The organism is Luteimonas sp. WGS1318 (assembly GCF_043187535.1).
In the GTDB taxonomy this organism is placed as follows: Bacteria; Pseudomonadota; Gammaproteobacteria; order Xanthomonadales; family Xanthomonadaceae; genus Luteimonas.
In genome coordinates this window covers 2,996,861-3,020,624 of the sequence record NZ_CP171131.1, presented here as the reverse complement: position 1 = coordinate 3,020,624, position 23,764 = coordinate 2,996,861, and the positions used below count along the sequence as shown (strand labels likewise).

Here is a 23,764-nt window from a genome sequence, read left to right as displayed (position 1 = left end):
CATCGCGCCGCGATCGATCGTGCCGCACCCGTGTCGCCAGTCCGAGTCCTGCGGAGCGCCATCACGATGCAACGTCTGTTGTCGCTGTCGCTATTGTTGTCGGGCGTCACGGGCTCGGCGCTCGCCGCAGCGTCCGCGCCGCATCGCATCTTCATCGCCGGTGATTCCACCGCGGCCACCTACGGCACCGAGCGCGCACCGCAGGCTGGCTGGGGCCAGATGCTGCCGAACTGGACCGCCGAGGGCTGGGACGTCCGCAACCACGCCGTGGGCGGGCGCAGCACGCGCAGTTTCATCGACGAAGGCCGGCTCGACGCGATCGCCAGTGAAATCGGTGCAGGCGATGTCCTGCTGATCCAGTTCGGCCACAACGACGCCAAGCGCGAGGACGCCACGCGCTACACCGATCCCGCGACCGACTACCCACAGCGGCTGCAGCGCTTCGTGGAGGTCGCACGCGCAAACGGCGCCACACCGATTCTGATCACCCCGGTCGCGCGGCTGCTCTACGATTTCCGTTCGCTGGTCGACACCCATGGCCGCTACACGCTGGCGATGCAGGCCCTGGCGACGCGCGAGAACGTCGCACTGATCGATCTCAACGCCGCGTCCAGCGACTGGATCCGCGCGCATGGCGAAGAGGGCGCCAAACCCTATTTCATGCACGTCCCCGCGCAGGGCAAGACCGACGGCACCCATTTCAGCGAGGCCGGCGCGGAGGCCGTCGCCTGTCTCGTCGCCGCAGGCTGGCGCGGGGTCGATGCCGATGCACCGGTCAAGGCCGTGACCGCGTCCGACTGCAACGCCTTGCCGGCGCCGCCTGCAGCCCCGGTGTCACCGTCGGTGGTGGTGCAGGAGCGCGACATCGCGATCGAACAGCCCGGCCCGCACGAGGGACTCGGCACGACGACGGCGTATCCGTTCTTCGCGGACGCCACCGGCTTCGACCTGATCTTCCGCAAGCGCGCCTTCCATCCCGGCGCGACGATCGGCGACCACGTCAACGACAAGGACGAGATCTACTACGTGCTGTCGGGCCGCGGTCGGCTGACGTTGAACGACACGGTGCGCGAGGTCGGCCCCGGCGACGCCATCCTCACCCGCAACGGCGATCGCCACGCGCTGGAACAGCTCGGCGACGAGGAACTGGTGATCTTCATCGTGTATCAGCCGGTGAAGCGATAGGGCCACTTTCAACGAATCGTGTTTGCGTTCTGCCGGGGCCGATGGGCCTAGGAACGTTCGCGAATCGTTGAAATCGTCATTCCCGCGCAGGCGGGAATCCAAGGACGTTGTGCCTCGCAAAGCGAAAGTCCCTGGATTGACCAGCCGTCCGGCTGTTGAAAAGCACATCCGCCTGCGCGGGAATGACGGCCGCTTTTCCGGCGCTGCCCCAGAACGCCCCTCGGCTTCTGATCCCGTGCGGTCCAACCGCAGAACGGATCCCAGCATGAACAACCAATGGTGGCGCAGGCAGGCCTAGGCGGGCCTTCATGTAATCCCAGCCACTGAAAGCCGGCGCCCTCTATACCTCGCCCAGCCCCCGATGGCACAGACCTCGCCAATCGGCGAAAATGCCCCGGTCGCGGATCCCATCCGATCCCGGCACGGTCACGTACCAGGCGCCTCGCGCCGCTGTCGTGACCGCTCCACGCCCGCGACGGCCGACCCGCCGATGCACCGCACACTTCCTCGCTCGACACCGGCGCCCAGCGCCCGAGATGTCGCGCACGCCCCACGGACACGCTCTTGAACTCGACCGCCACACCGCCTCCGGCATCCGACGCCGATGACTCCCTGCCGCAGCGCGCACGCATCGCGTACGAACTGCTCGAGGCGATCCGCGACGACCGCAGCGTGCTCGACGGCCTGCCCGACGAGGCCCGCATTCGCCTGCTGCAGGCGGTCGCCGTCGTGCACCACCCGGAGCCGCGTGCGCGGCGCAAGCAGGCCAAGGAAGCGCTGCGCGAGGCGAACCGCGAGAAGGCGCGCCGCACCGAGGCGCTGCTCGACCAGACCGGCATCCGCGTGCTGCGCAGCAAGCCGGTCTTCACCACGCCGAACTACTTCCCGCCGCAGCCGCCCGGCCAGCACGATCCGCGCAATGCCGCACCCGAAGAACCGCGCTACGCGGAGTCGCCGGAACTGCTTCACTGCTACGTCTGCAAGCAGAAGTACACGCAGATCCATCACTTCTACGATCAGCTGTGCCCGAGCTGCGCGGACTTCAATTTCCTCAAGCGCACCGAGACCGCCGACCTCACCGGTCGCGTCGCGCTGCTGACCGGCGGCCGGGTCAAGATCGGTTACCAGGCCGGTCTCAAGCTGTTGCGCGCGGGCTGCTCGCTGATCGTCACCACGCGCTTTCCGCGCGACTCCGCGCAGCGCTACGCGCAGGAGCCGGACTTCGCCGACTGGGGCCACCGGCTGGAAGTGTTCGGCCTCGATCTGCGCCACACGCCGAGCGTCGAGGCGTTCTGCGCCGAACTCGTCGCCACCCGCGACCGGCTCGACTTCATCGTCAACAACGCCTGCCAGACCGTGCGTCGTCCGCCGGCGTTCTACGCGCACATGATGGCCGGCGAAACCGCGGCGCTGCACACGCTGCCCGAGCACGTCCGCAAGCTGGTCGGCGGTTACGAGGGCCTGCGCGCGGCCGATCTGCTGCCGGGCGGCAGCCAGTCGCTGGTCGAGAGCAGTGCGGGCCGCGCCGGTCTCGCGCGCGCTGCGGAACTGTCGCAGGTGCCACTGCTCGCCGACGAACTGGTCGGCCAGGCGCATCTGTTCCCGGAAGGCCGCGTCGACAAGGATCTGCAGCAGGTCGATCTGCGCGGACGCAACTCATGGCGCCTGCAGATGGATGAAGTGCCCGCGGTCGAACTGCTGGAAACACAGCTGGTCAACGCGGTCGCGCCCTTCATCCTCAACGCGCGTCTGAAGACGCTGATGCTGCGCACGCCCGAACGCGACAAGCACATCGTCAACGTGTCCGCGGTCGAGGGACAGTTCTACCGCAACTTCAAGACCACCAAGCATCCGCACACCAACATGGCCAAGGCCGCGCTCAACATGATGACGCGCACCTCGGCCGCGGATTACCACGGCGACGGCATCCACATGAACGCCGTCGACACCGGCTGGGTGACCGACGAGGATCCGGTGGAGATCGCCGAGCGCAAGATCGTCGAGGAGCGCTTCCATCCGCCGCTCGACATCGTCGACGGCGCGGCGCGCATCGTCGATCCGATCATCGACGGCCTCAACACCGGCACCCACGTCTGGGGCCAGTTCCTCAAGGACTACAGGCCGACGGACTGGTGAGCCGTCGGAACGCCGGGGCTGCTCAGCCGCCGGCGTCCTCGATCGCCTGGCGCTGACGCGCGGCGTTGTCGTCCAGCGTGTGCTGGGTGTCGCGCGCAGTATCCAGCGGTTCGCGGATCGCATCGCGCAGTTGCGTCGATTGCGGCTCGACCGGTTTTTCGGTCGGTGCGTCCGGCGGCGGCGTGCACGCAGTGCAGGCGAACAGCGCGAAGACGGCGGCCACGGACGCGCGGCGGGAACGCGACAACAGGGATGGCGTGGGCATGTGGCACTCCAGCAGACGGGCTCGGCGCTATCCTAACGCCGACGCAAACCGGGAAAATTCGATGGATCCGAACCGCTGGCGCCTGGATGGGCAACTGGCACTGGTGACGGGCGGCAGCGCAGGTATCGGCCGCGCGATCGCACGCGAGCTGCTGGGCTTTGGTGCCACCGTGCTGATCGTCGGCCGCAACGGCGATGCGCTGGAGGCGACCCGCGACGATCTGCTCGACGAGCTGCCCGGCAGCGACGTGCGCGCGCTGATCGCCGATGTCGTCGACGAGGACCAGCGCAGGGAGATCCTCGACTGGGTCGAGGACCAGGGCGACGGCCTCAACATCCTGGTCAACAACGCCGGCGGCAACGCCCAGCGCGCCGCCACCGACTACACCGAGGACGAGTGGCGCGAGATCTTCGAGGTCAACGTGTTCAGCGCGTTCGAGCTCACGCGCTACGCGCATCCGCTGCTGGCCCAGCATGCGACCTCCAGCGTGGTCAACGTCGGCAGCGTGTCGGGCCTGACCCACGTGCGCACCGGCGCCGCCTACGGCATGAGCAAGGCCGCGCTGCACCAGATGACCCGCAACCTCGCGGTCGAATGGGCCGAGGACGGCGTGCGCGTCAACGCGGTCGCGCCCTGGTACATCCGCACCCGCCGCACGTCCGAGCCGCTGGCCGACCCCGACTATCTCGACGAGGTGCTGCTGCGCACGCCGATGGGGCGGATCGGCGAGCCCGAGGAGGTCGCGGCCGCGGTCGCGTTCCTGTGCCTGCCGGCGGCGGCCTATATCACCGGCGAATGCATCGCCGTCGACGGCGGGTTCCTGCGCCATGGTTTCTGATTCCGCCTCCGCCGCGCCGCGCGCGCCGTTCCTGGTGCGCAGCACCTCGCCGGTGCAGTGCGTGCTCGCGTTTCTCACCGGTGCGGGCCTGCAGCACCTGCTGGGCCTGCCGCTGCCGCCGGAGTACGTTCGGCCGGCGCTGTACATGGCCGGCACGGTGCTGGCCAACAGCTCGCTGGTGCTGGCGCTGTGGTCGTTCGCGCTGTTCGTGCGTCGACGCACCACGATCATTCCGGCCCACACGCCCGCACGGTTGATCCTGGCCGGCCCCTTCCGGCTGACCCGCAACCCGATCTACGTCAGCCAGGTGATGGCCTACATCGGGCTGGCGCTGATGCTCGATCTGCCGTGGGCACTGGCGCTGCTGCCACTGCCGGTGCTGGCGCTGCAGTACGCGATCATTCCGTTCGAAGAGGCCCGTCTGCAGGCGCGCTTCGGCGCGGACTACGCCGCGTACCGGACCGCGGTGCGTCGCTGGCTCTGACCGGCATCGTCAGCCCGGGCAGGCGCTCTCCTGCAGCTGTTTGAACAGGCGCTCGTACTCCACGCGGGCGGATTCGCGGCCGCTGCCGTCACCGAAGCGCCAGCGGAATTCGGCCTCGCGCACGCGGGCGTCCCAGGCGCGGCACAGGTCGTCGGCCGGCACCGCCGTGCAGACGTCCTCGTGGCGCTCGCAGGCCTGTCCGGCGCCCACGCCCGGCACGCCGCCGATGCCGACGGTCTGCAGCGGCCGGCATCGCGCGGGCGGCGCATCGTCCTCGCGCCAGTAGGTGCTGTTGTCGTAGACCCGGCAGGCGTAGAGCGCAGGGGGCGGGGATCGCGGGCCGGCGTCGACGTCCGCGTCCGCCGGGGCCGGCGCGGGCATGGTCGAGATCAGTGGCACGGCCGGCACGCGCTCCGGCGGCGCGGGCGCCGGCACGAACGCGGGCAGCGGCGCGGCGATGTCGATCACCCGGCGTTGCTGCTGGTGGCCGGCCGTGCACGGCGTGCCGTTCTGGAAGATCACCTCGCCGTCGGGCGCGGTGCAGCGGTAGATCACGGTCGGCTCGGCGTATCCGGGCGGCGGCGCGGACATCAGCGCCGAGGCGAGCAGGACGAGGCCGAGCGCCGCCAGGCGCCGCGCACCGCTCAACGCCGGCAGTCCTGGGCCAGGCGCGCGTTGATCGCGGTCTCCTCGCGGCGCAGCTCGGCCCGCTCGGTGGGCTGGGCGTTGAAGAACCGCTGCCGGATGGCTTCCCGACGCTCGCCGATGAGGCTGCAGACCTCGCCTTGGGGCATCGGCCGGCAGTCGTCCCGGACCCAGGTGCCCGCGCCGCCATAGCCGATGCCGGCACGCGGCGGACGGCCGCCACCGCCGTAATCCGGCGGGCGTCCCGTTTGCGGCGGGCGCCCGCGTGGCGGCCCGTAGCCCAGCGTCCACAGCGGCACCCAGCGCGGATTGCCTTCGGAGGAATCACTGGTGTAGTCGCTGCCGTCCGGCCGCACGCAGCGGTACATGGGCTGCGGTGCGTTGACCACGACGATCTGCGGCGCGGGAGCGGATGGCGCCGCAGGTGGTGGTGGCGCCGGACGCTCGATCGGGGTGCCGTCGACCGGGCGCAGCATCGTGCGGACCTCCTGCTGCTGGCCGCTGTCGCAGGGCGAATCGCGCAACGCGACCCGGCCGCGATCGTCGGTGCAGCGGTAGACGCGGACATCGTCTTGGGCCTGGGCGCCGGCCGTGAACGCGGGTGCGAACGTCAGGGCGAGGGTGAGGATCGGGAGGGCGCGCATGCCGCCATCATGCGATGGACGCCCGCCTGAGGGAAATCCGGGCCTGCGCGGCGACCCGGAGGATTCAGCAAATCCGGCTCAGGCCGCGTCGAGCGCGGACCCGCGCGCCGCGTCCGCGCGGCGCAGCATCCGCGCGATGCTGGCCGCGGCGTCGCGGCCTTCCTGCACCGCGGTGACCACCAGGTCGGCGCCACGCACTGCATCGCCGCCGGCGAAGACCTTCGGATGTGCGGTCTGGTAGGGCAGGCGACGTTCGCCGCCGACCCGGATGCGACCATTGCCCTGAGAAACGACGTCGCGCGCGGCCAGCCAGTCCGGCAGCACCGGCGAAAAACCGAAGGCGATGATCAGCACGTCCGCCTCGATCCGCGATTCGCTGCCGGCCACGGGTTCGGCGCGCTGCCGGCCGTTCGCATCGGGCGGGCCGAGCCGGGTCTGCACGACGCGCACGCCGGCCACCTCGCCGTCGGCGCCGGCGTCGATCGCCAGCGGCTGGCGGTTGAACAAGAAGCGCACGCCTTCCTCGCGCGCGTTGCCGACCTCGCGCGCCGAGCCCGGCATGTTGGCCTCGTCGCGGCGATAGGCGCAGGTCACGCTGGCCGCGCCCAGGCGCACAGCCGAACGCACGCAGTCCATGCCGGTGTCGCCGCCGCCGAGCACCACCACGCGCTTGCCCTCGAGCTTCGGCAGCGTCAGCGTGGTTTCCCAGCCGGCGATCGGTCGGCCCCAGGTATCGCCGCCGGTGACGATGCGGCCGTTGTGCACGAGGAACGGCAGTGCGGGCAGCACGCCCGGCAGGTCCTGCCCGGGCAGTCCGCCGTCGGTGTAGCGATAGGCGCCGGTGCCGACGAACACGGCATCGAATTCGGCCAGCAGCGCATCGAGTTCGACGTCGCGGCCGACCTCGACGCCGAGGCGGAACTCCACGCCCATGCCTTCGAGCACCTCACGGCGCGTCGCGATCACCGACTTGTCGAGCTTGAAGCTGGGGATGCCGAACTGCATCAGGCCGCCGATCTGTTCGTAGCGGTCGTAGACGACGGCGGCGATGCCGGCGCGCACCAGACGGTCGGCGCAAGAGAGGCCGGCCGGGCCGGCGCCGATCACCGCCACGCGCTGGCCGGTGGGGACCACCTTCGACAGATCCGGCCGCCAGCCCTGCGCGAACGCGGTGTCGACGATGTACTTCTCGACCGCGCCGATGGTCACCGCGCCGAAGCCGTCGTCGAGCGTGCACGCGCCTTCGCACAGCCGGTCCTGCGGACAGACGCGGCCGCACATCTCGGGCAGCGGATTGGTCTCGTGGCACAGCGCCGCGGCTTCGAGCACGCGGCCTTCCTGCACCAGCTTCAGCCAGTTCGGAATGTAGTTGTGCACCGGGCACTTGGCTTCGCAGTACGGATTGCCGCAGTCGAGACAGCGGTCCGCCTGGTGCGCCGCGTCGCGGTCCTCGAACCGGCCGTAGAGCTCGTTCCAGTCGCCGTCGGTGCGCAGCGCGAGCGGCACCTTGCCCGGCATCTCGCGGGGCTCGTTGAGGAAGCGGAAGACGTCGCGTTTGGTCATGGGGATTTGGAATTCGGGATTTGGGATTCGGAAAAACAGCGCTCCGCGAGCGCAGGCTTCACCGTTGCCGATGATCGATCGGGCGCAAACGGAGGGGATGCGATCGCGGAGAACCGCAGCACCGAATCCCAAATCCCGAATTCCCAATTCCGGCTCTCCATCACGCCGCCCGCCTCAGATCTTCCGCCAGCGCCTCCAGGCTCGCGGCCTTGGGCTTGACCAGCCAGAACTTGCCGACGAAATCGCGGAACTCGTCGAGCAGGCGCGCGCTCCAGGCGCTGCCGGTCAGCCGGGCGTGGGTCTCGATCAGATCGCGCAGGTGCGAGCGGTAGTTGTCGAAGGCTTCGGGCGTGACGCGCAGGATGTCGATCAGTTCGTGGTTGTAGCGGTCGACGAAATCGCGATCGAGATCGAGCACGTAGGCGATGCCGCCGGTGAAGCCGGCACCGAAGTTGAGGCCGATGCGGCCGAGCACCGCGACCGCGCCGCCGGTCATGTATTCGCAGCAGTGATCGCCGGCGCCTTCGATGACCGCGACCGCGCCCGAGTTGCGCACGCCGAAGCGTTCGCCCGCGCGGCCTGCGGCATAGAGCTCGCCGCCGGTCGCGCCGTAGAGGCAGGTGTTGCCGAGGATCGGCGTGTTGCGGGATTCGAACACGCTGCCCGCGGGCGGGCGCAGCACGATGCGGCCGCCGGCCATGCCCTTGCCGACGTAGTCGTTGGCGTCGCCTTCGAGATCGATGTGCAGGCCACCGGCATTGAACGCGCCGAGGCTCTGCCCGGCGGTGCCGCGCAGGTTCAGCGTGACCGGGCGATCGCTCATCGCGGTGTTGCCGTGATGACGCGCGATCAGGCCCGACAGGCGCGTGCCGATGCTGCGGTCGGTGTTGCGGATGTCGAAGTCGAACGTGCCGCCGTCGCCGCGTTCGATCGCCTTCGACACGCGCGCCTCCAGCGCCGCGGCCAGGCCATCGGGCGGCGCCTGCAGCGCCGGCGTGCCGCAGTACGACAGCGGCTTGTCCGGATCGCGGCGCAGCAGCATCGACAGATCGATGTCGACCGCGTCTCGCGTGTGGCGCAGGTGCTGCTCGAGCAGATCGGTGCGGCCGACGATCTCGTCCAGCGAACGCACGCCGAGTGCGGCCAGGTGTTCGCGCACGTCTTCGGCGACGTTGCGGAAGAACGTCTCCACCCGCTCGGGCAGGCCCTTGTAGTGGTTCGCGCGCAGGCGCTCGTCCTGCGTGGCCACGCCGGTCGCGCAGTTGTTGAGATGGCAGATGCGCAGGTACTTGCAGCCCAGCGCGATCATCGGCGCAGTGCCGAAGCCGAACGTGTCGGCGCCGAGCATCGCGGCCTTGATGACGTCGAGACCGGTCTTCAGACCGCCGTCGGTCTGCAGCAGCACCTGGCCGCGCATGTCGTTGAACTGCAGCGCCTGCCGCGCTTCCGACAGACCCAGTTCCCACGGCGCGCCGGCGTAGCGGATCGAGCCCAGTGGACTCGCACCGGTGCCGCCGTCGTGGCCGGAGATCGTGATCAGATCCGCGCCGGCCTTGACCACGCCGGCGGCGATCGTGCCGACGCCCGCATGGCTGACCAGCTTCACCGAGATCAGCGCGTCGGGATTGACCTGGCGCAGGTCGAAGATCAGCTGCGCGAGATCCTCGATCGAATAGATGTCGTGATGCGGTGGCGGCGAGATCAGGCCGATGCCCGGCTTGGCGTAGCGCAGGCGCGCGATCAGCGGATTGACCTTGCTGCCGGGTAACTGGCCGCCTTCGCCGGGCTTGGCGCCCTGTGCGACCTTGATCTGCAGCACTTCGGCATTGATCAGGTATTCCGGCGTGACGCCGAAACGACCCGATGCGATCTGTTTGATCTTGCTGCGGCGATCGGTGCCGTAGCGCTCGGGATCCTCGCCGCCTTCGCCGGAATTGCTGCGCCCGCCCAGACGGTTCATCGCGATCGCCAACGCTTCATGCGCTTCGGGCGACAGCGCACCGAGACTCATCGCCGCCGAGTCGAAGCGGCGCACGATCGAGGCGACGGGCTCCACCTCGTCGATCGCAATCGGCGTCGCGGCCCTGGGGCGCAACAGATCGCGCAGCGCGGCAGGCGGACGCGCGTCGACGAAATCCGAATACCGCTTCCAGTCCTCGCGCTCGCCGGTCAGCACCGCGCGCTGCAGCGAGGTCACCACGTCCGGATTGAACTGGTGGTACTCGCCGCCGTGCACGTAATGCAGCAGGCCGCCGGGCTCGGGCAGCGCGGCATCGTCCCAGCCCTGTTCGGCGAGATGGCGCGCGTCGGCTTCGAGACGCGCGAAACCGGCGCCGCCGATGCGCGACGGGGTCGCTTCGAAACACAGCTCGACGACTTCGGGCGCCAGGCCGACGATCTCGAACAGCTGCGCGCCGCGATAGCTGGCAATGCTGCCGATGCCCATCTTGGACATGATCTTCAGCAGGCCCTTGCGGATGCCGCGGCGATAGCTGCGGCCGAGCTGAAGATGCTCATTGCCGACCTTGGTCGCCAGCACGCCGCGGCGGCCGAGCGCATGCAGCGTCTGGAACGCGAGGTAGGGATAGACGGCCGTCGCGCCGAACCCGATCAGGCAGGCGAAGTGGTGCGGGTCACGCGCGGTGCCGGTTTCGATGACGAGATTGACGTCGCAGCGCAGGCCCGCGCGTACCAGATGCAGGTGGATCGCACCGGTCGCCAGCAGTGCGTGCACGGGCACGGTGCCGCGTTTCGGGTAGCGGTCGCTGAGCAGCAGGATCTCGACGCCCGCCCGGGTCGCGGCTTCGGCCTCCGCGCACAGGCGATGCAGCGCGCCTTCGAGCGTCTCGGTGTCGGCGTCGAAATACAGATCCAGCAGCCGGTTGGATTCGGCGAAGCGCGGCAGCGCCAGCAGCTGGCGCAGCTTGCGCTGTGACAGCACCGGCGAGTTCAACAGCACGTGGTGCACGTTCTCCGCGCGGTCGAGGAAGATGTTGCCCTCGCGGCCGATCTGCGTCGACAGCGTCATGACCGCACCTTCGCGCAGCGGATCGATCGGCGGATTGGTGACCTGCGCGAACGCCTGGCGGAAGCAGTCGTACAGCGGCCGCACGCGCTGGCTGATCGCCGCCATCGGCACGTCGTCGCCCATCGAGCCGATGCCTTCCTGCTCGGTTTCGGCCAGCGGCCGCAGTACCGATTCCTGTTCCTCGCGGGTGAGCTGGAACAGCTTCTGGAACGCGAGCAGGGTGTCGGGCGCGAACGGTTCGGCGGCGAGTGCGGGATCGATCAGTTCGGTGTGCAGATAGCTCATGCCGCGCTTGAGCCATTGCTTGTACGGCGCGCGCGCGCGATTGACCTCGTCGATCGCGTCGTTGTCGAGCAGGGTGCCGGTGGTCAGATCGATCGCGATCATCTCGCCCGGGCCCAGCTTGCCCTTGGCCTTGACGCGCTCGGGCGCGACGTCCCAGACGCCGGCCTCGGATGCGATGACGAAGATGCCGTCCTGCGACAGCGTCCAGCGCGCGGGGCGCAGGCCGTTGCGGTCGAGCGTGCACGCGGCATGGCGGCCGTCGCACATCACCACGCCGGCCGGTCCGTCCCACGGTTCGGAGTTGATCGCGTAGTACTCGTAGAACGCCGCGAGATCGGCGTCCTTGTATTCCAGCGACTGGGTGGCGGGCGGCATCAGGATGCGCATCGCCTGCAGCAGGTCCATGCCGCCGAGCAGCAGCCACTCGAGCATGTTGTCGAGCGTCTGCGAATCGGAGCCGTGCATGGCCACGGTTTCTTCGAACTCGCCGATGTCCAGATGCGGCGACGCCCACACCCCGCGGCGCGCCTGCGCCCAGCGCCGGTTGCCCTCGATGCTGTTGATCTCGCCGTTGTGCGCGAGGCGCCGGAACGGGTGCGCCAGCGGCCAGCGCGGCAGCGTGTTGGTGGAGAAGCGCTGATGGAAGACGACGGTCTTCGCCGCGAGATCTGCGCGCCCGAGATCCGGAAACAGCTGCGTGAGATGGCTCGGCAGCACCATGCCCTTGTAGCCGAGCAGGCCGGGCGTCAGGCCGACGACGTAGAACTCTTCGTGTTCGCGAAGCGCCTGCTCGGCACGGCGACGGGCGAGGTAGAGCACGCGCTCGAATGCGGTGACATCGTCGCCGTTGCCGCTGACGAACACCTGCTCGATGTGCGGCATCGAACGGCGCGCCAGGTCGCCGCAGGCGGCGATGTCGACCGGCACCACGCGCCAGCCCGCGACGCTGACGCCCGCCGCGCGCAGCGTCGCCTCCAGCCCGTCGCGGCAGGCGCGCGCCGCATCGGTGTCGCGCGGCAGGAACACCATGCCGGCGGCACGCAGGCCGTCCGGCAACGCCACGCCGGCCTCGCCGGCCAGCGTGGCGACGAAAGCGTCGATGCCGTACAGCAGCACCCCGCAGCCGTCACCGGACAGGCCGTCGGGCGCAATGCCGCCACGATGGGCCATGCGCGACAGCGCCTGCAGCGCGCCGTCGACGACATCGCGTGAGGCCTCGCCGCCGATCGTCGAGATCAGGCCGAAGCCACAGGCATCGCGTTCATCGCTGGGGTCGTAGAGACCCCGATCCGGACTGGCCCGCATCGTCGTCATTCGTGTCGTCACGCCGTGGAAAAAGGGGCCGACGCGGGAATCGGTGCGCCAGATCCTGTCGGCAACGCGTCCACGCCGGGCCATCGACTAGAGCATAGATTGTGCGGTGCGACAACCGCGTAAACCGTGGGAATTCTTCGTTGCAACTGCAACGTTCGCTGCGCGGGCAGCGGGTCGCGTCGCTCAGGATCGTGCCGCTTGCTCGCGGGGCGGCGGAGGCGCGTTCAGCCCCGCAGTACTGCGCCTGTCGCGGCATCGCGGATCGTCGACGGCTGCAGCCGGCCGCCGGTCTCGCCGGCCAGCACGCCGTCGAGTTCGGCGATCAGCTGCGGGTCGAGCTGATCGACGGTTGCGGCCGCTGGCTGACCGGACCGGTTGGCGCTGGTCGACACGAGCGCACCGCCCCAGGCTGCGCACAGGGCGACAACCTCGGGATGCGCACTGACGCGCACGGCAACGCTGTCGTGGACGCCGGTGATCCAGGCCGGCACGTCGATGCGGGCCGGGACCACCCAGGTATTGGGCCCGGGCCAGGAGTCGAACACCGCGTCGCGACGCGCGGCATCCAGGCGCGTCCAGTCGACGATGCGGTCCAGCTGCGCGCGATCGCCGGCGATCAGGATCACGCCCTTGTCGGCGGGCCGGCCCTTGATCGCGAGGATGCGCTGGACCGCGTGCGCATCGAACGGGTCGCCGCCCAGCCCCCACACGCCTTCGGTGGGGTAGGCGACGACGCCGCCGCGTGCGAGCACGGCAGCGGCGGCGACGGCGTCGAGGCGCGACGGCGAAGGCATGGCGCGACGGGTCCGGTCAGAACGGAGCGTCGTCCGTCGCCTTCACCACGCGCTTCTTGCCGGGCACGACCTTCGCCGGCGTGAGCAGCGGCTTCTCGGGCTCGGGCGCGGCGGCGACGGCCTTCTTCGCGACTTTTTTCGTTGCCTTCTTGGCGGTCTTCTTTGCAGCCTTCTTCGCAGGCGCCTTCTTGGTCGCGGCCTTCTTGGCAGCCGGTTCCTTCTTCGCCGCGACCTTCTTCGCCGGGGCCTTCTTGCCGAAGCCCTTGCGCACCGGCTTGCCGGTTTCCTCGAGCAGCTTCGTCACCTCCTCGAACGTCAGCGTCGCCGGCTCGCGATCCTTGGGGATCTTGCCGTTGAGCTTGCCGTCGCTGATGTACGGGCCGAAGCGGCCGTTGAGCACCTGGATGTCGCTGCCGTCGAATTCCTTGATGATCCGGTTGCGCGCGATTTCTTCCTTCTCCTCGATCAGGAAGACCGCGCGCGAGAGATCGATCTTGTACGGATCGTCCTCCTTCTTCAGCGAGGCGTAGACGCTGCCGCGCTTGGCGAACGGGCCGAAGCGGCCGATGCCGACGCTGACGTCCTCGCCCTTGTCGGTGCCGAGCGCGCGCGGCATCAGGAACAGTTCCAGCGCCTGTTCGAGCGAGATCGTGTGCATGCTCTGGCCAGGACGCAGCGACGCGAACTTGGGCTTGTCCTCGGCGTCCTCGGCGGTGCTGCCGATCGCCGCATACGGCCCGAACCGGCCCAGGCGCACGCTGACCGGCTTGCCGGTCTTGGGGTCGGTGCCGAGCTCGCGCGCGCCGGTCGCCTCGTTGCGGTCGACGGATTCCGACTTGTCGTCGACGAGTTCCTTGAACGGGCCCCAGAACTTCTCCATCAGCGGGATCCAGTCCTCCTCGCCGCGGCTGACCGCGTCGAGCTCGTCCTCGAGCTTGGCGGTGAAGTCGTAATCGACGTAGCGGGTGAAGTGGCTGGAGAGGAACTTCGACACCGCCCGGCCGACGTCGCTCGGGCGGAAGCTGCGGCCTTCCATCTCGACGTACTTGCGGAACTGCAGCGTCTGGATGATCGAGGCGTAGGTCGACGGCCGGCCGATGCCGTATTCCTCGAGCGCCTTGACCAGCGCCGCTTCGGTGAAGCGCGGCGGCGGCTGGGTGAAGTGCTGCTCGGCGAGGATGCGGTCGAGCGGCACGCGGTCGCCCGGCTTCATCTGCGGCAGCTTGCGGCCCTCGTCCTCGTCTTCCTTGGCCTTGCTGTCCTTGCCTTCCTCGTAGACGGCCAAAAAGCCCGGCACGACGATCGTGGTGCCGCTGGCGCGGAAGCTGTGTTCGCTGCCCGCGGCCAGATCAACCGACACGGTGTTGAGCGTGGCCGGGATCATCTGCGAGGCCACGGCGCGCTTCCAGATCAGCTCGTACAGGCGCCGCTCGTCGTCGCCGAGGTAGCGCGCGACCTGGGTGGGCGTGTGCAGCGCCGAGGTCGGACGCACGGCTTCATGGGCCTCCTGCGCGTTCTTGGACTTGGTGGCGTAGACGTTGGGCTTGTCCGGCAGCGAGGCGGTGCCGTAATCGCGGGCGATCACGTCGCGGATCTCGCTCAACGCATCCTGCGACAGGCTCACCGAGTCGGTACGCATGTAGGTGATCAGGCCGACCGTGCCCTCGTCGCCGATCGCCACGCCCTCGTAGAGCTTCTGCGCGACCTGCATGGTCTTGCGCGTGGTGAAGCCGAGCTTGCGCGAGGCCTCCTGCTGCAGCGTCGAGGTGGTGAACGGGGCGGCCGGGCGGCGCTTGCGCTCCTTGGCGCCGACATCGGTGACGTGCAGCGCGCCTTGCGCCGCGGCCTGGATGCGTGCCCGTGCGGCCTCGGCGGTGTCGCCGTCGGTCACGGTGAACTGTTCGAACTTCTGGCCGTCGAGCTTGTTGAGCCGCGCGGTGAAGGTCTGCGACGGATGCGCGCACTCGGCCTCGATGCTCCAGTACTCGCGCGCGATGAAGGCTTCGATCTCCTCCTCGCGCTCGACGATCATGCGCAGCGCCGGCGACTGCACGCGGCCGGCGGACAGGCCGCGCTGCACCTTGCGCCACAGCACCGGCGACAGGTTGAAACCGACCAGGTAGTCCAGCGCGCGGCGCGCCTGCTGGGCATCGACCAGATCGCCGGCGATCGAACGCGGCTTGAGCATCGCCTCCTTGATCGCCCGCGGCGTGATCTCGGTGAACACCACCCGCTGCAGATCGCGGCCTTCGAGCAGGCCGCGTTCCTTCAGGATTTCGGCGATGTGCCAGCTGATCGCCTCGCCCTCGCGGTCCGGGTCGGTCGCCAGAAAGATGCCGGTGGCGTTCTTGGCCGCCTTGGCGATGGCCTCGACGTGCTTCTCGTTCTTCTCGATCAGGTCGTAGCGCATCGCGAAGCCGTGCTCCGGATCCACCGCACCTTCCTTCGGGATCAGGTCACGCACGTGCCCATAGGAGGCGAGCACCTGGAAATCGGCACCGAGGTACTTGTTGATCGTCTTCGCCTTGGCGGGCGACTCGACGATGAGGAGGTTCTTGGCCATGGCGGGCGAGGTCCCGGGGCCCGCCGGTGGCCGGCGCGCCCGTAAAGAAGGTGAAGATGACGACGCCCGGGGACAGGCCCCGGGCGGTCGGTTGCTTTTATAGTGGAATCACGCGCGGGCCAACGTGTCAAGCGATGTCCACCGCTGCGGTTCAGCGCGAGCTGATCGCCCAGCCCACCGCGACGAGGAAAACCAGCAGGCCGAGGGCCAGCAGCACGCCGAAGATCGCCAGCACCACCACGGTCACGGTGCCCAGCTCGCGGCGCTGCAGCTCCGGGGTCGCGGTGAAGGCCCATTTGTCGACCACGAGGGTGTCGCAGATCATGTCGTGCAGGGCCTGCTTGCGCGCGGTGAAGCCGGCCATCAGGAAGCCGATGCCGAGGATCAGGCCGCTGAGCAGGGTTGCGAAGTAGCGGCCGATGCCGCGGGCCAGCGAGATCCGCTCGCCGTTCAGGCGCACCACCTTGATCCCGACCGCCATCTTCCCGGGCGTCGCCATCGAGCGCGAGGCGTGGAACCAGGCGTAGTAGCCGGCCGTGATCACGATCGACAGCAGGTTGGCTACCACCTGGATCAGGACCAGGCCCATGTCGCCGAAGGCGCCGCTGACCGCCATCAGGCCGCCGATCACGCCGCCCACGAGGCCGCCGACGAGCATGCCGGCGACGCCGACGATGAGGCCGTCGATGACATAGGCCGCGACGCGCTTCAGAAATCCTGCGTAGACGATCTCGCCGCCATGGACCACGGCGTCCGGGCGGTCCACCGGCGCGGTCGGCGGTGCGTACGGGGAGCTTGCCGCCGTCTGGCCGAACCCGGCCTGGGGCGCGGTTTCGCGCTCGGTCACCGGCCGCCAGGGATCGGCATCGCCGGGCTGCGGGGCGTCGTCGCGGGCGGTGGGCTCGGTCGCTTCCAGCGCCCAGGCATCGGGCGGGGGCACGGCCTGCGCGTCGCTGCCCAGCTCAGCAGCCAGGTCGCGCAGCGGCGTCCATTCCACCAGACCGTCGCGCCACAGCAGCGTCGCGTCACCGATGTGGCCGGCCTGCCGCAGGCGCAGCAGCTCCGCGGTCGGCACGGGGCCCTGGCGGGCGTTGGAAGCATCGGCGTAGTACCAGTCGGTCATCGGGAACATCCGGTTGCGAAGGTCGATCGGAGGAAAAGGCGACTCAGCGCCGGCAATGCGCCGGCAGCAGGCGCGCGGGGGCCTTGGTGTAGCAGTCCCAGCGACCCGTGTCGGAGCGCACCAGGTTGAGTCGGAGGCCGTCGACCTGCGCATTGCCCAGATCGCCGAGGCCGATATAAATGACACAGTCGCCCGTGCCCGGGTCAGGCGCCACTTCGGCCGAGGCGATGCCGGGTGAGGCGCGCAGCGAGGCCAGCGCGTCCGCGATTGCGTCGTCCGGATCCAGGGCGGGCGCGTGCGGTGCCTCGAGCAGCGCGGGGCAGACGCCGTCCGCCACCGCCTGCGCGACCGCGTGCTTCAGCGGCTCGGCGGGCGCGATCGCCTGGGCGATCCGGCTGCGCGCGGTGTAGTCGTTGTAAGCGGGGATGGCGATCGCCGCCATGATCGCGATCAGCGGAACCGCCACGACGGCCACGACGGCGAGCACGATGACAGCGATCCAGGCGCCGTGCAGGCCGCGCCGGGGCGGGTGAGGCGTGGTGCCGCTCGGCAGTGGGGGCGGCAACGCGCCCAGACCGAGTTCTGCGGCCATCGCGGACAGCGGGCGCCAGTCGTCCAGGCCCTCGCGCCAGACCGGGGTGTCGGCGCGGATACGGCCCTCCTGGTGCAGGCGCACCAGCGCATCGCCCGTGAGTGGGCCATGCCGGTGGGCGCCGGCGGCGCAGTACCACGGTTGTGTCATCGGATGTCCTGTCCGGTCAATATCATCCCCGGCCGTGCATGCAGTGAGCTGGATGCACGGCGGTCCCCGGCGGTCATGCTACCCGTTCAGATGGCGCGCTGACGCCGCGCGCGCAGCAAAAAAGGCGCCCACAGGGCGCCTTCCCGGTCGCGCTCGACGCGACTCAGTGCACCGGCTCGGGCTCGTCGACGAACATCTGGGTTTCCATCCACGCGTAGGCGGCCTCGCTGCCGGGCTGGTTGAACAGCACCATCAGCACGACCCATTTCAGGTCGTCGAGGTCCAGCTCGTCCTGGTCGAGCGCCATCGCCCGGTCGAGCACGAGTTCGCGCTGGTCGGCATCGAGCACGCCATGCTGCTCGAGGAACAGCAGAAATCCCCGGCACTCGACGTCCAGCCGGTCGAGCTCCGGTCCGGCATAGATCCGGGTCGGGCCGTCGGCACGTACGGCGGGCAGGGCGGGGCGCTGGTCGGCCAGCGCATCGAGCCAGTCGAAGGCCTTGCTGACCTCGGCGGGGCTGAAGCCGGCCTGGAGCAGGCCGCTCTGGAGCGAGTCCCGATCGCGCGCGAGATCCGCGTCCTCGGTGAAATAGTGTTCGAACAGGTAGAGCAGGACATCCAGGATGCTTTCTTTCATTTCCCCCGGCCTGCGCCCTCGGGCGCGGTGTGTCAGGACTTTCGGGAATACCGACCGTGTGCGGCTTCGACACGTCCATCCAGCTCCATGACCAGCAGCATGGCCGACACACGGGCCACCGTCAATCCGCTGCGGGCCACCAGGTCATCCATACCGCTTGGGTCGAAGGCCAGTGCCTTCCACAACCGGTTGTAGTCGGGGTCGGGGTCGGCCGGAGCATTGTGACGCGTCGTTCCGGGGCTCTGGATGGGGGCGCCGAGCCGGGCACGCAAGGCGCCGGCCAGCGAGGCGGCGAGCGGGCCCAGGGCCGCGGTGACCTCGTCCGGTGATTCGACCAGCTGGGCGCCGTCGCGCAGGAGGCGATGACAGCCGCGGGCCATCGGGTTGTGGATCGAGCCGGGGATCGCGAAGACTTCGCGTCCGGACTCGGCAGCCAGACGCGCGGTGATCAGCGCACCCGAGCGGTACGCGGCCTCGACCACCAGGGTGCCCAGCGCCAGACCGGCGACGATGCGGTTGCGGCTGGGAAACTGCTCGCGCCGGGCCGGTGTGCCAGGCGGATACTCGCTGACCACCGCGCCCCCGGCCGCGATCCGGGCATGCAGGCGGGTATTGCTGCGCGGATAGGGCACGTCGATGCCGCTGCCCAGCACGGCCACCGTGGCGCCGCCGGCTGCGAGCGTCGCCTCGTGCGCGGCGGCATCGATGCCGCTGGCGAGGCCGCTGACGACCGCCAGTTCGCTGGCGGCAAAGTGGCGTGCGAAGTGCGCGGCGTTGTCGCGTCCGCCGGCCGTCGGCGCGCGGCTGCCGACGATCGCAATGCCGGGCCGCCAGAGCAGCAGCGGATCGCCCTCGACGAACAGCGCCAGTGGCGGATTGGGCGCGCGGCGCAGCAGTTCGGGGTAGTCGGGGTCGTGCCAGCCGATCAGGCGACGCAGCGGCCCGGTGTCCAGCCAGCGCCTTGCGTGGTCGACACCGGGACCCGGGGCGGCCATCGCGCGCCGCTGCGCACCGTCGAGACCGGCGGCGCGCCAGACGTCGGGGCCGGCGTCGAGGGCGGCCAGCGGACGTTCCGTCTGTTCGAGCAGTTGCCGACGTGGCGCGCCTGCACCGCCGGCATGGATCAGTGCCAGCAATGCGCTGGCGTCGTCGTCGGATCGGTGGGGCATCCGGGAAGGCTAGGCGGCGCGCGCGGTGGCCGGCAGTCGGCGTCGCCGCTCCGGCCGCGTAGGGATAGCCCGGGGGCCGACGGATCCGGAAACGCACAACGGCGCCCGAGGGCGCCGTTGTGGGATCGGGCGGGCGCGGCGCAGGCCGCGCGTCGCTCAGTACGGTGCGTCCGGGTGCTTGAGGCGGTAACCGGTCTGCACCGGCTTGGTGCCTTCCATGACCAGCGCGTAGCTCACGAAGTCGAAGGTCAGGAACACCATCGCGTGGGCCGCGTACTCGTCGGGCATGCGCTCGCGACGGCTGCCGGCGTTCGGCGAATCGGTCATCCGCGAGGTGTTCGGGTGGCGCACGCGGTCGACGACGTGCGGACCTTCGCGCCAGACCGAGAACACCGTGCCGTTGTCGACGCCGTTCTGGTGACCGGCCGAGATCGCGATGACGTCGCGCGGTCCGCCGGTGATCAGGGCATCGGCCACGGCCAGCACCTGGGCGTCGGCGGCGATCGCGTCGGCGCTCGGCGGATGCGGGAAGAACTGCAGGTCGTAGGGCTGCGGGTTCACCGGCACCAGGCGGTCGCCCGGACGCGCTTCGAAGCCGTCGTCGTCGAGCGTCAGCGTGGTCATCGCGCTGTCCGGGGTCGGCCCGCGGACCACGGTGGCCACGCCCATCTGCACCATCTCGTAGCCGAGGAACGCGTCCTGGCCGCGCAGGCGCGGCGTCACCTGGCCCCAGAGGTGGCTCTCGCCGGGAATGCGCTTGCCGCGGAAATCGAGGTCACGGGCGCGACGGGCGCCGTAGAACTCGGTCGCCGCACGCTGGATCGCGTAGCGCTCGCCCGGCTGGGCGGCGTCAAGACCGGCGACGTAGATGTCGCGATCGACGCTGCCACGCAGACGCATGTCTTCGGCCGACACCACATAGGGCAGCTGCTCGAAGTCGAACACGACGCGGCGGTTCTTCAGGAACGGCTCGATGTCCGACAGCGAGATCGCGTTGATCGGCGCCTCGGTCGGTGCGCGCGGGCCCGGCTGCATCGTGACGCGGTTGAGGTAGGCCAGGCTGATGACGTCGCCCGGATAGATCAGATGCGGGTTCGCGATCTGCGGATTGGCCTGCCAGATCTCCGGCCACAGCCAGGGCCGGTCGAGGAACCGCCCGGCGATCCCCCACAGCGTGTCCCCGCGGACCACGACATAGGTCTCGGGATGGTCGCCGCGCATCTGTTGCGCGGCCGCGTATGTGGTGACGGTCAGCAGCGCGACGGCGCAAACCGTGCGAAGCGACCTTGAAAGGCGCTGAAGCCTGCCGGCCATCTTGTTGCTCCCCTTGAAGTTTTCCCCTTACAGCGGCGCAATATAGCCTGAAACGATCGCGCGGACGCAAGTGCGCCGCACGCTACAATGTCGTCCCGCCTTCACGGCTGTGACCGCCTTCGCTGTTCGACGCCATGTCCCTGCTTCCGATTCTCGAATATCCCGACGCCGCGCTGCGCAAGACCGCGGCTCCGGTCGCCACCGAGCGCTTCGCCGATCCCGCATTCCAGCGCCTGCTCGACGACATGTTCCAGACCATGTACGAAGCGCCCGGCATCGGCCTGGCCTCGACCCAGGTCGACGTGTTCGAGCGCTTCATGGTGATCGACGTCACCGAGACCCGTGACCAGCCGCTGGTGTTCGTCAACCCGACCATCCGTGACCGCTCGGCCGATCTGCGCGTGCACACCGAAGGCTGCCTGTCGATTCCCGGCGTGTTCGCCGACGTCACCCGCGCCGACGGCATCGTCGTCGAGGCGTTCGACCGGCACGGCGGGCGTTTCGAACTGACCGTCGACGGCCTGCTGGCGACCTGCGTGCAGCACGAGCTCGACCACCTCGACGGCAAGCTCTTCATCGACTACCTCTCGCCCCTTAAGCGCGACCGCGCGCTGAAGAAGCTCGAGAAGTTGAGGAAGGGCCGGGAATAGGCAGGCGGAATTAGGGATTCGGGATTGGGGATTCGAAACGACATTGCTGGCGTCTGGGTCCTCGGCCCGCGCTCGAATCTCCGCCGCTCGCCTCAGCCCGCTTTTTCGAATCCCCCGTCCCGAATTCCGAATCCCCCACCATGAGAATCATTTTCGCCGGCACCCCCGATTTCGCCGTTCCCTCGCTGCTGGCGGCCGATGCGCGCCACGAGGTGGTCGCGGTCTACACCCAGCCCGATCGTCCCGCGGGCCGAGGACGCGCGGTGACGCCGTCGCCGGTCAAGCAGGCCGCGCTCGAACGCGGGTTGACCGTGCGCCAGCCGGACACCCTGAAAGGCGCCGACGTGCAGGATGCGCTGCGCGCGCTGGAGCCGGACCTGATGATCGTGGTCGCGTACGGCCTGCTGCTGCCGCAGGCGGTGCTCGACATCCCGAAGTTCGGCTGCTGGAACGTGCACGCCTCGCTGCTGCCGCGCTGGCGTGGGGCCGCCCCGATCCAGCGGGCGATCCAGGCCGGCGATACCCAGACCGGCGTCTGCCTGATGCAGATGGAGAAGGGCCTCGACACCGGCCCGGTGCTGCTGCGCCAGGCGACGCCGATCGAGGCCGACGACACCGGCGGCCGCCTGCACGACCGGCTCGCCGGGATGGGTGCGCAGGTGCTGGTCGACGGCCTGGGCCTGCTGCGCGCGGGCATGCGTCCGATTCCCGAACCGCAATCCGAGGCCGGCGCCACCTACGCGCGCAAGCTCGACAAGGCCGAGGCGAGGCTGGACTGGATGCGTCCGGCGCGCGCGCTGGCCGACACGGTGCGCGCGTTCGATCCCTGGCCGGTGGCCGAGGCCGATGTCGCGGGTGAGCGACTGCGCATCCACGCCGCCACGGCGCTGTCGCTGGCCCATGCCCAGGCGCCGGGCGCCGTGCTGTTCGCCGGTCGCAACGGCATCGACATCGCCTGCGGCGAAGGCGCGCTGCGCCTGCAGCGCGTGCAGCGCCCCGGGGGCCGGACGATCGACGTCGCCGACTATCTCAACGCGCGCAGCGACCTGCGCAACGCCGGCGTCTGACGTGGACCACGGCGCACAGGCGCGGCTGGTCGCGGCGCGCGTCATCGATGCGGTGCTGCATCACGGGCGCTCGTTGAAGGCCGAACTCTCGACGGCGCTGGCCGGCATCGACGACGTGCGCGACCGCGCGCTGGTCGAAGCGATGGCGTTCGCCGCGGTCCGCCACCAGGGCCGCTATGCCGCGGCGCTGGCGCGCTGGATGCCGCGACCGCCCGGCGTGCGCGATGCGCCGCTGCGCGCGCTGCTCTATGCCGGCTTCGCCCAGCTCGATCCGATGGGCCTGCCGGCGCACGCCGCGCTCAACGCCACTGTCGATGCGGCGCGCCTGCTGGGTCGTGCGCACCAGGCCAATCTGGTCAATGCACTGCTGCGACGCGCGCAGAAAGACGGCCTGCCGACCGCCGCGGCGGATGCGGCATGGCCGACCTGGCTGCTCGCCGAAGTGCGCGCCGACTGGCCGCAGGATGTCGAGGCGGTCCTCACCGCCAGCGCCGCCGCGGCGCCGCAGTGGCTGCGCGTCAACGCGCGCCGCGGCACGCGCGATGCCTATTACACGCGCCTGATCCAGGTGGGGCTGCAGGCCGACGTGCCGAACGGCATGCCCGATGCATTGCGCCTCGCGACGCCGGTGCCGGTCGATGCATTGCCGGGGTTCGCCGATGGCGACGTGTCGATCCAGGACGGCGCCGCGCAACGTGTGGCCGATGCGCTGCAGCCGGCGGCCGGCGCGCGCGTGCTCGATGCCTGCGCCGCGCCGGGTGGCAAGAGCGCACATCTGCTCGAACGCGATCCCACGCTGCGCCTGCTGGCGATCGACATCGCCGCGCCGCGCGTTGCGCGCATCGAGCAGACTTTCAAGCGGCTGGGCATCGGCGCGCAGGCGCACGTGCGCACCGCCGATGCCCTGGATGCCGCGCGGTGGTGGGACGGCACGCCATTCGACGCCGTGCTGCTGGATGCGCCGTGCTCGGCGACCGGCATCGTGCGTCGTCAGCCCGACGTGCCGCTGCACCGGCGCCCCGCCGATCTCGATGCGCTCGCCGCGCTGCAGGCGCAGCTGCTCGATGCGCTGGCCGCGGTCGTCGCGCCGGGCGGCACGCTGCTGTACGCGACGTGTTCGATCCTGCGACGCGAGAACGCGGCACAAGTCGAAGCCTTCCTCGCGCGCCATGCGGACTTCACGCTCGCGCCGCTCGACGACCGCTTCGGTCGCGACACCGGCGCCGGCCACCAGCGTCTGCCGGGCGAATCGGGCATGGACGGCTTCTTCTACGCGCGCCTGACGCGTCTGCGCTGAGCGCGCACGCGGCTCGCTAGA

At 69.9% G+C, this 23,764-nt stretch carries 19 protein-coding genes; 7 read left to right on the top strand and 12 right to left on the bottom strand.

All coding sequences use genetic code 11. The features are described 5' to 3' along the window. The first annotated feature begins 66 nt into the window (after positions 1-66). Complete coding sequence (locus tag ACF3M1_RS13695) at positions 67-1,185, top strand: GDSL-type esterase/lipase family protein (protein ID WP_394001538.1); 1,119 nt, start codon at positions 67-69, stop codon at positions 1,183-1,185. Positions 1,186-1,749: 564 nt separating this feature from the next. Next, complete coding sequence (locus ACF3M1_RS13690) at positions 1,750-3,321, top strand: SDR family NAD(P)-dependent oxidoreductase (protein ID WP_394001536.1); 1,572 nt, start codon at positions 1,750-1,752, stop codon at positions 3,319-3,321. A gap of 22 nt (positions 3,322-3,343) precedes the next feature. On the opposite strand, the gene ACF3M1_RS13685 is transcribed toward ACF3M1_RS13690, so the two are convergent. Beyond that, a complete protein-coding gene (locus ACF3M1_RS13685; protein WP_394001534.1) occupies positions 3,344-3,586 on the bottom strand; it encodes a hypothetical protein in 243 nt (80 codons plus the stop codon). Between the two features lie 61 nt (positions 3,587-3,647). Between ACF3M1_RS13685 and ACF3M1_RS13680 the strand changes: the two genes are divergently transcribed. Then, complete coding sequence (locus tag ACF3M1_RS13680; RefSeq protein WP_394001532.1) at positions 3,648-4,424, top strand: SDR family oxidoreductase; 777 nt, start codon at positions 3,648-3,650, stop codon at positions 4,422-4,424. Next, on the top strand, positions 4,414-4,908 hold the full coding sequence (locus ACF3M1_RS13675) for a methyltransferase family protein (RefSeq protein ID WP_394001530.1): 495 nt from the start codon (positions 4,414-4,416) through the stop codon (positions 4,906-4,908). Before ACF3M1_RS13680 ends, ACF3M1_RS13675 begins: the two co-directional genes overlap by 11 nt. A 9-nt stretch (positions 4,909-4,917) precedes the next feature. Here the strand turns inward: ACF3M1_RS13675 and ACF3M1_RS13670 are convergent, their stop codons facing one another. The 11 genes from ACF3M1_RS13670 to ACF3M1_RS13620 form a co-directional block, all read right to left on the bottom strand. Then, entirely contained in the window at positions 4,918-5,556 is a 639-nt protein-coding gene (locus tag ACF3M1_RS13670) for a hypothetical protein (RefSeq protein WP_394001528.1), read from the bottom strand. Continuing rightward, positions 5,553-6,197: a hypothetical protein gene (locus ACF3M1_RS13665; protein ID WP_394001526.1), complete on the bottom strand. Its 645-nt coding sequence runs from the start codon at positions 6,195-6,197 to the stop codon at positions 5,553-5,555. The genes ACF3M1_RS13670 and ACF3M1_RS13665 overlap by 4 nt, the downstream gene beginning before the upstream one ends. 78 nt (positions 6,198-6,275) lie before the next feature. Next, entirely contained in the window at positions 6,276-7,760 is a 1,485-nt protein-coding gene (locus tag ACF3M1_RS13660) for an FAD-dependent oxidoreductase (RefSeq protein WP_394001524.1), read from the bottom strand. Positions 7,761-7,920: 160 nt separating this feature from the next. After that, positions 7,921-12,387, bottom strand: a complete 4,467-nt coding sequence (gene gltB, locus ACF3M1_RS13655) for a glutamate synthase large subunit (RefSeq protein ID WP_394001522.1) — start codon at positions 12,385-12,387, stop codon at positions 7,921-7,923. A 224-nt stretch (positions 12,388-12,611) separates the two neighbouring features. Continuing rightward, positions 12,612-13,181: a Sua5/YciO/YrdC/YwlC family protein gene (locus ACF3M1_RS13650; protein ID WP_394001520.1), complete on the bottom strand. Its 570-nt coding sequence runs from the start codon at positions 13,179-13,181 to the stop codon at positions 12,612-12,614. Between the two features lie 16 nt (positions 13,182-13,197). Next, on the bottom strand, positions 13,198-15,744 hold the full coding sequence (locus ACF3M1_RS13645; RefSeq protein WP_394001518.1) for a DNA topoisomerase I: 2,547 nt from the start codon (positions 15,742-15,744) through the stop codon (positions 13,198-13,200). A gap of 151 nt (positions 15,745-15,895) precedes the next feature. Beyond that, positions 15,896-16,867 (bottom strand): RDD family protein, encoded by a 972-nt coding sequence (locus tag ACF3M1_RS13640; RefSeq protein ID WP_394001516.1) that lies wholly within the window; start codon positions 16,865-16,867, stop codon positions 15,896-15,898. 43 nt (positions 16,868-16,910) lie between these two features. Next, positions 16,911-17,609 carry a GYF domain-containing protein gene (locus tag ACF3M1_RS13635; protein ID WP_394001515.1) on the bottom strand — a complete coding sequence of 233 codons (699 nt, stop codon included), beginning with the start codon at positions 17,607-17,609 and terminating at the stop codon, positions 16,911-16,913. A gap of 163 nt (positions 17,610-17,772) precedes the next feature. After that, positions 17,773-18,246, bottom strand: a complete 474-nt coding sequence (locus ACF3M1_RS13630) for a DUF494 family protein (protein ID WP_096210642.1) — start codon at positions 18,244-18,246, stop codon at positions 17,773-17,775. Positions 18,247-18,278: 32 nt separating this feature from the next. Next, positions 18,279-19,415: a DNA-processing protein DprA gene (dprA, locus tag ACF3M1_RS13625; RefSeq protein WP_394001512.1), complete on the bottom strand. Its 1,137-nt coding sequence runs from the start codon at positions 19,413-19,415 to the stop codon at positions 18,279-18,281. A 156-nt stretch (positions 19,416-19,571) separates the two neighbouring features. Further along, entirely contained in the window at positions 19,572-20,729 is a 1,158-nt protein-coding gene (locus ACF3M1_RS13620) for a LysM peptidoglycan-binding domain-containing protein (protein ID WP_394001510.1), read from the bottom strand. A gap of 134 nt (positions 20,730-20,863) precedes the next feature. Between ACF3M1_RS13620 and def the strand changes: the two genes are divergently transcribed. From def to rsmB, 3 genes are all read left to right on the top strand, one after another. Further along, positions 20,864-21,379, top strand: a complete 516-nt coding sequence (gene def / locus ACF3M1_RS13615; RefSeq protein WP_394001508.1) for a peptide deformylase — start codon at positions 20,864-20,866, stop codon at positions 21,377-21,379. A gap of 140 nt (positions 21,380-21,519) precedes the next feature. Continuing rightward, complete coding sequence (gene fmt, locus ACF3M1_RS13610) at positions 21,520-22,446, top strand: methionyl-tRNA formyltransferase (protein WP_394001506.1); 927 nt, start codon at positions 21,520-21,522, stop codon at positions 22,444-22,446. A gap of 1 nt (position 22,447) precedes the next feature. Next, entirely contained in the window at positions 22,448-23,743 is a 1,296-nt protein-coding gene (rsmB, locus tag ACF3M1_RS13605; protein ID WP_394001504.1) for a 16S rRNA (cytosine(967)-C(5))-methyltransferase RsmB, read from the top strand. Positions 23,744-23,764: the final 21 nt, after the last annotated feature.

Coding starts and splice junctions, on each gene's coding strand:
- ACF3M1_RS13695 (WP_394001538.1), top strand. CDS start 67: ATGCAACGTCTGTTGTCGCTGTCGCTATTGTTGTCGGGCGTCACGGGC.
- ACF3M1_RS13685 (WP_394001534.1), bottom strand. CDS start 3,586: ATGCCCACGCCATCCCTGTTGTCGCGTTCCCGCCGCGCGTCCGTGGCC.
- ACF3M1_RS13680 (WP_394001532.1), top strand. CDS start 3,648: ATGGATCCGAACCGCTGGCGCCTGGATGGGCAACTGGCACTGGTGACG.
- ACF3M1_RS13675 (WP_394001530.1), top strand. CDS start 4,414: ATGGTTTCTGATTCCGCCTCCGCCGCGCCGCGCGCGCCGTTCCTGGTG.
- ACF3M1_RS13665 (WP_394001526.1), bottom strand. CDS start 6,197: ATGCGCGCCCTCCCGATCCTCACCCTCGCCCTGACGTTCGCACCCGCG.
- ACF3M1_RS13660 (WP_394001524.1), bottom strand. CDS start 7,760: ATGACCAAACGCGACGTCTTCCGCTTCCTCAACGAGCCCCGCGAGATG.
- gltB (WP_394001522.1), bottom strand. CDS start 12,387: ATGACGACGATGCGGGCCAGTCCGGATCGGGGTCTCTACGACCCCAGC.
- ACF3M1_RS13650 (WP_394001520.1), bottom strand. CDS start 13,181: ATGCCTTCGCCGTCGCGCCTCGACGCCGTCGCCGCCGCTGCCGTGCTC.
- ACF3M1_RS13645 (WP_394001518.1), bottom strand. CDS start 15,744: ATGGCCAAGAACCTCCTCATCGTCGAGTCGCCCGCCAAGGCGAAGACG.
- ACF3M1_RS13640 (WP_394001516.1), bottom strand. CDS start 16,867: ATGACCGACTGGTACTACGCCGATGCTTCCAACGCCCGCCAGGGCCCC.
- ACF3M1_RS13635 (WP_394001515.1), bottom strand. CDS start 17,609: ATGACACAACCGTGGTACTGCGCCGCCGGCGCCCACCGGCATGGCCCA.
- ACF3M1_RS13630 (WP_096210642.1), bottom strand. CDS start 18,246: ATGAAAGAAAGCATCCTGGATGTCCTGCTCTACCTGTTCGAACACTAT.
- dprA (WP_394001512.1), bottom strand. CDS start 19,415: ATGCCCCACCGATCCGACGACGACGCCAGCGCATTGCTGGCACTGATC.
- ACF3M1_RS13620 (WP_394001510.1), bottom strand. CDS start 20,729: ATGGCCGGCAGGCTTCAGCGCCTTTCAAGGTCGCTTCGCACGGTTTGC.
- def (WP_394001508.1), top strand. CDS start 20,864: ATGTCCCTGCTTCCGATTCTCGAATATCCCGACGCCGCGCTGCGCAAG.
- fmt (WP_394001506.1), top strand. CDS start 21,520: ATGAGAATCATTTTCGCCGGCACCCCCGATTTCGCCGTTCCCTCGCTG.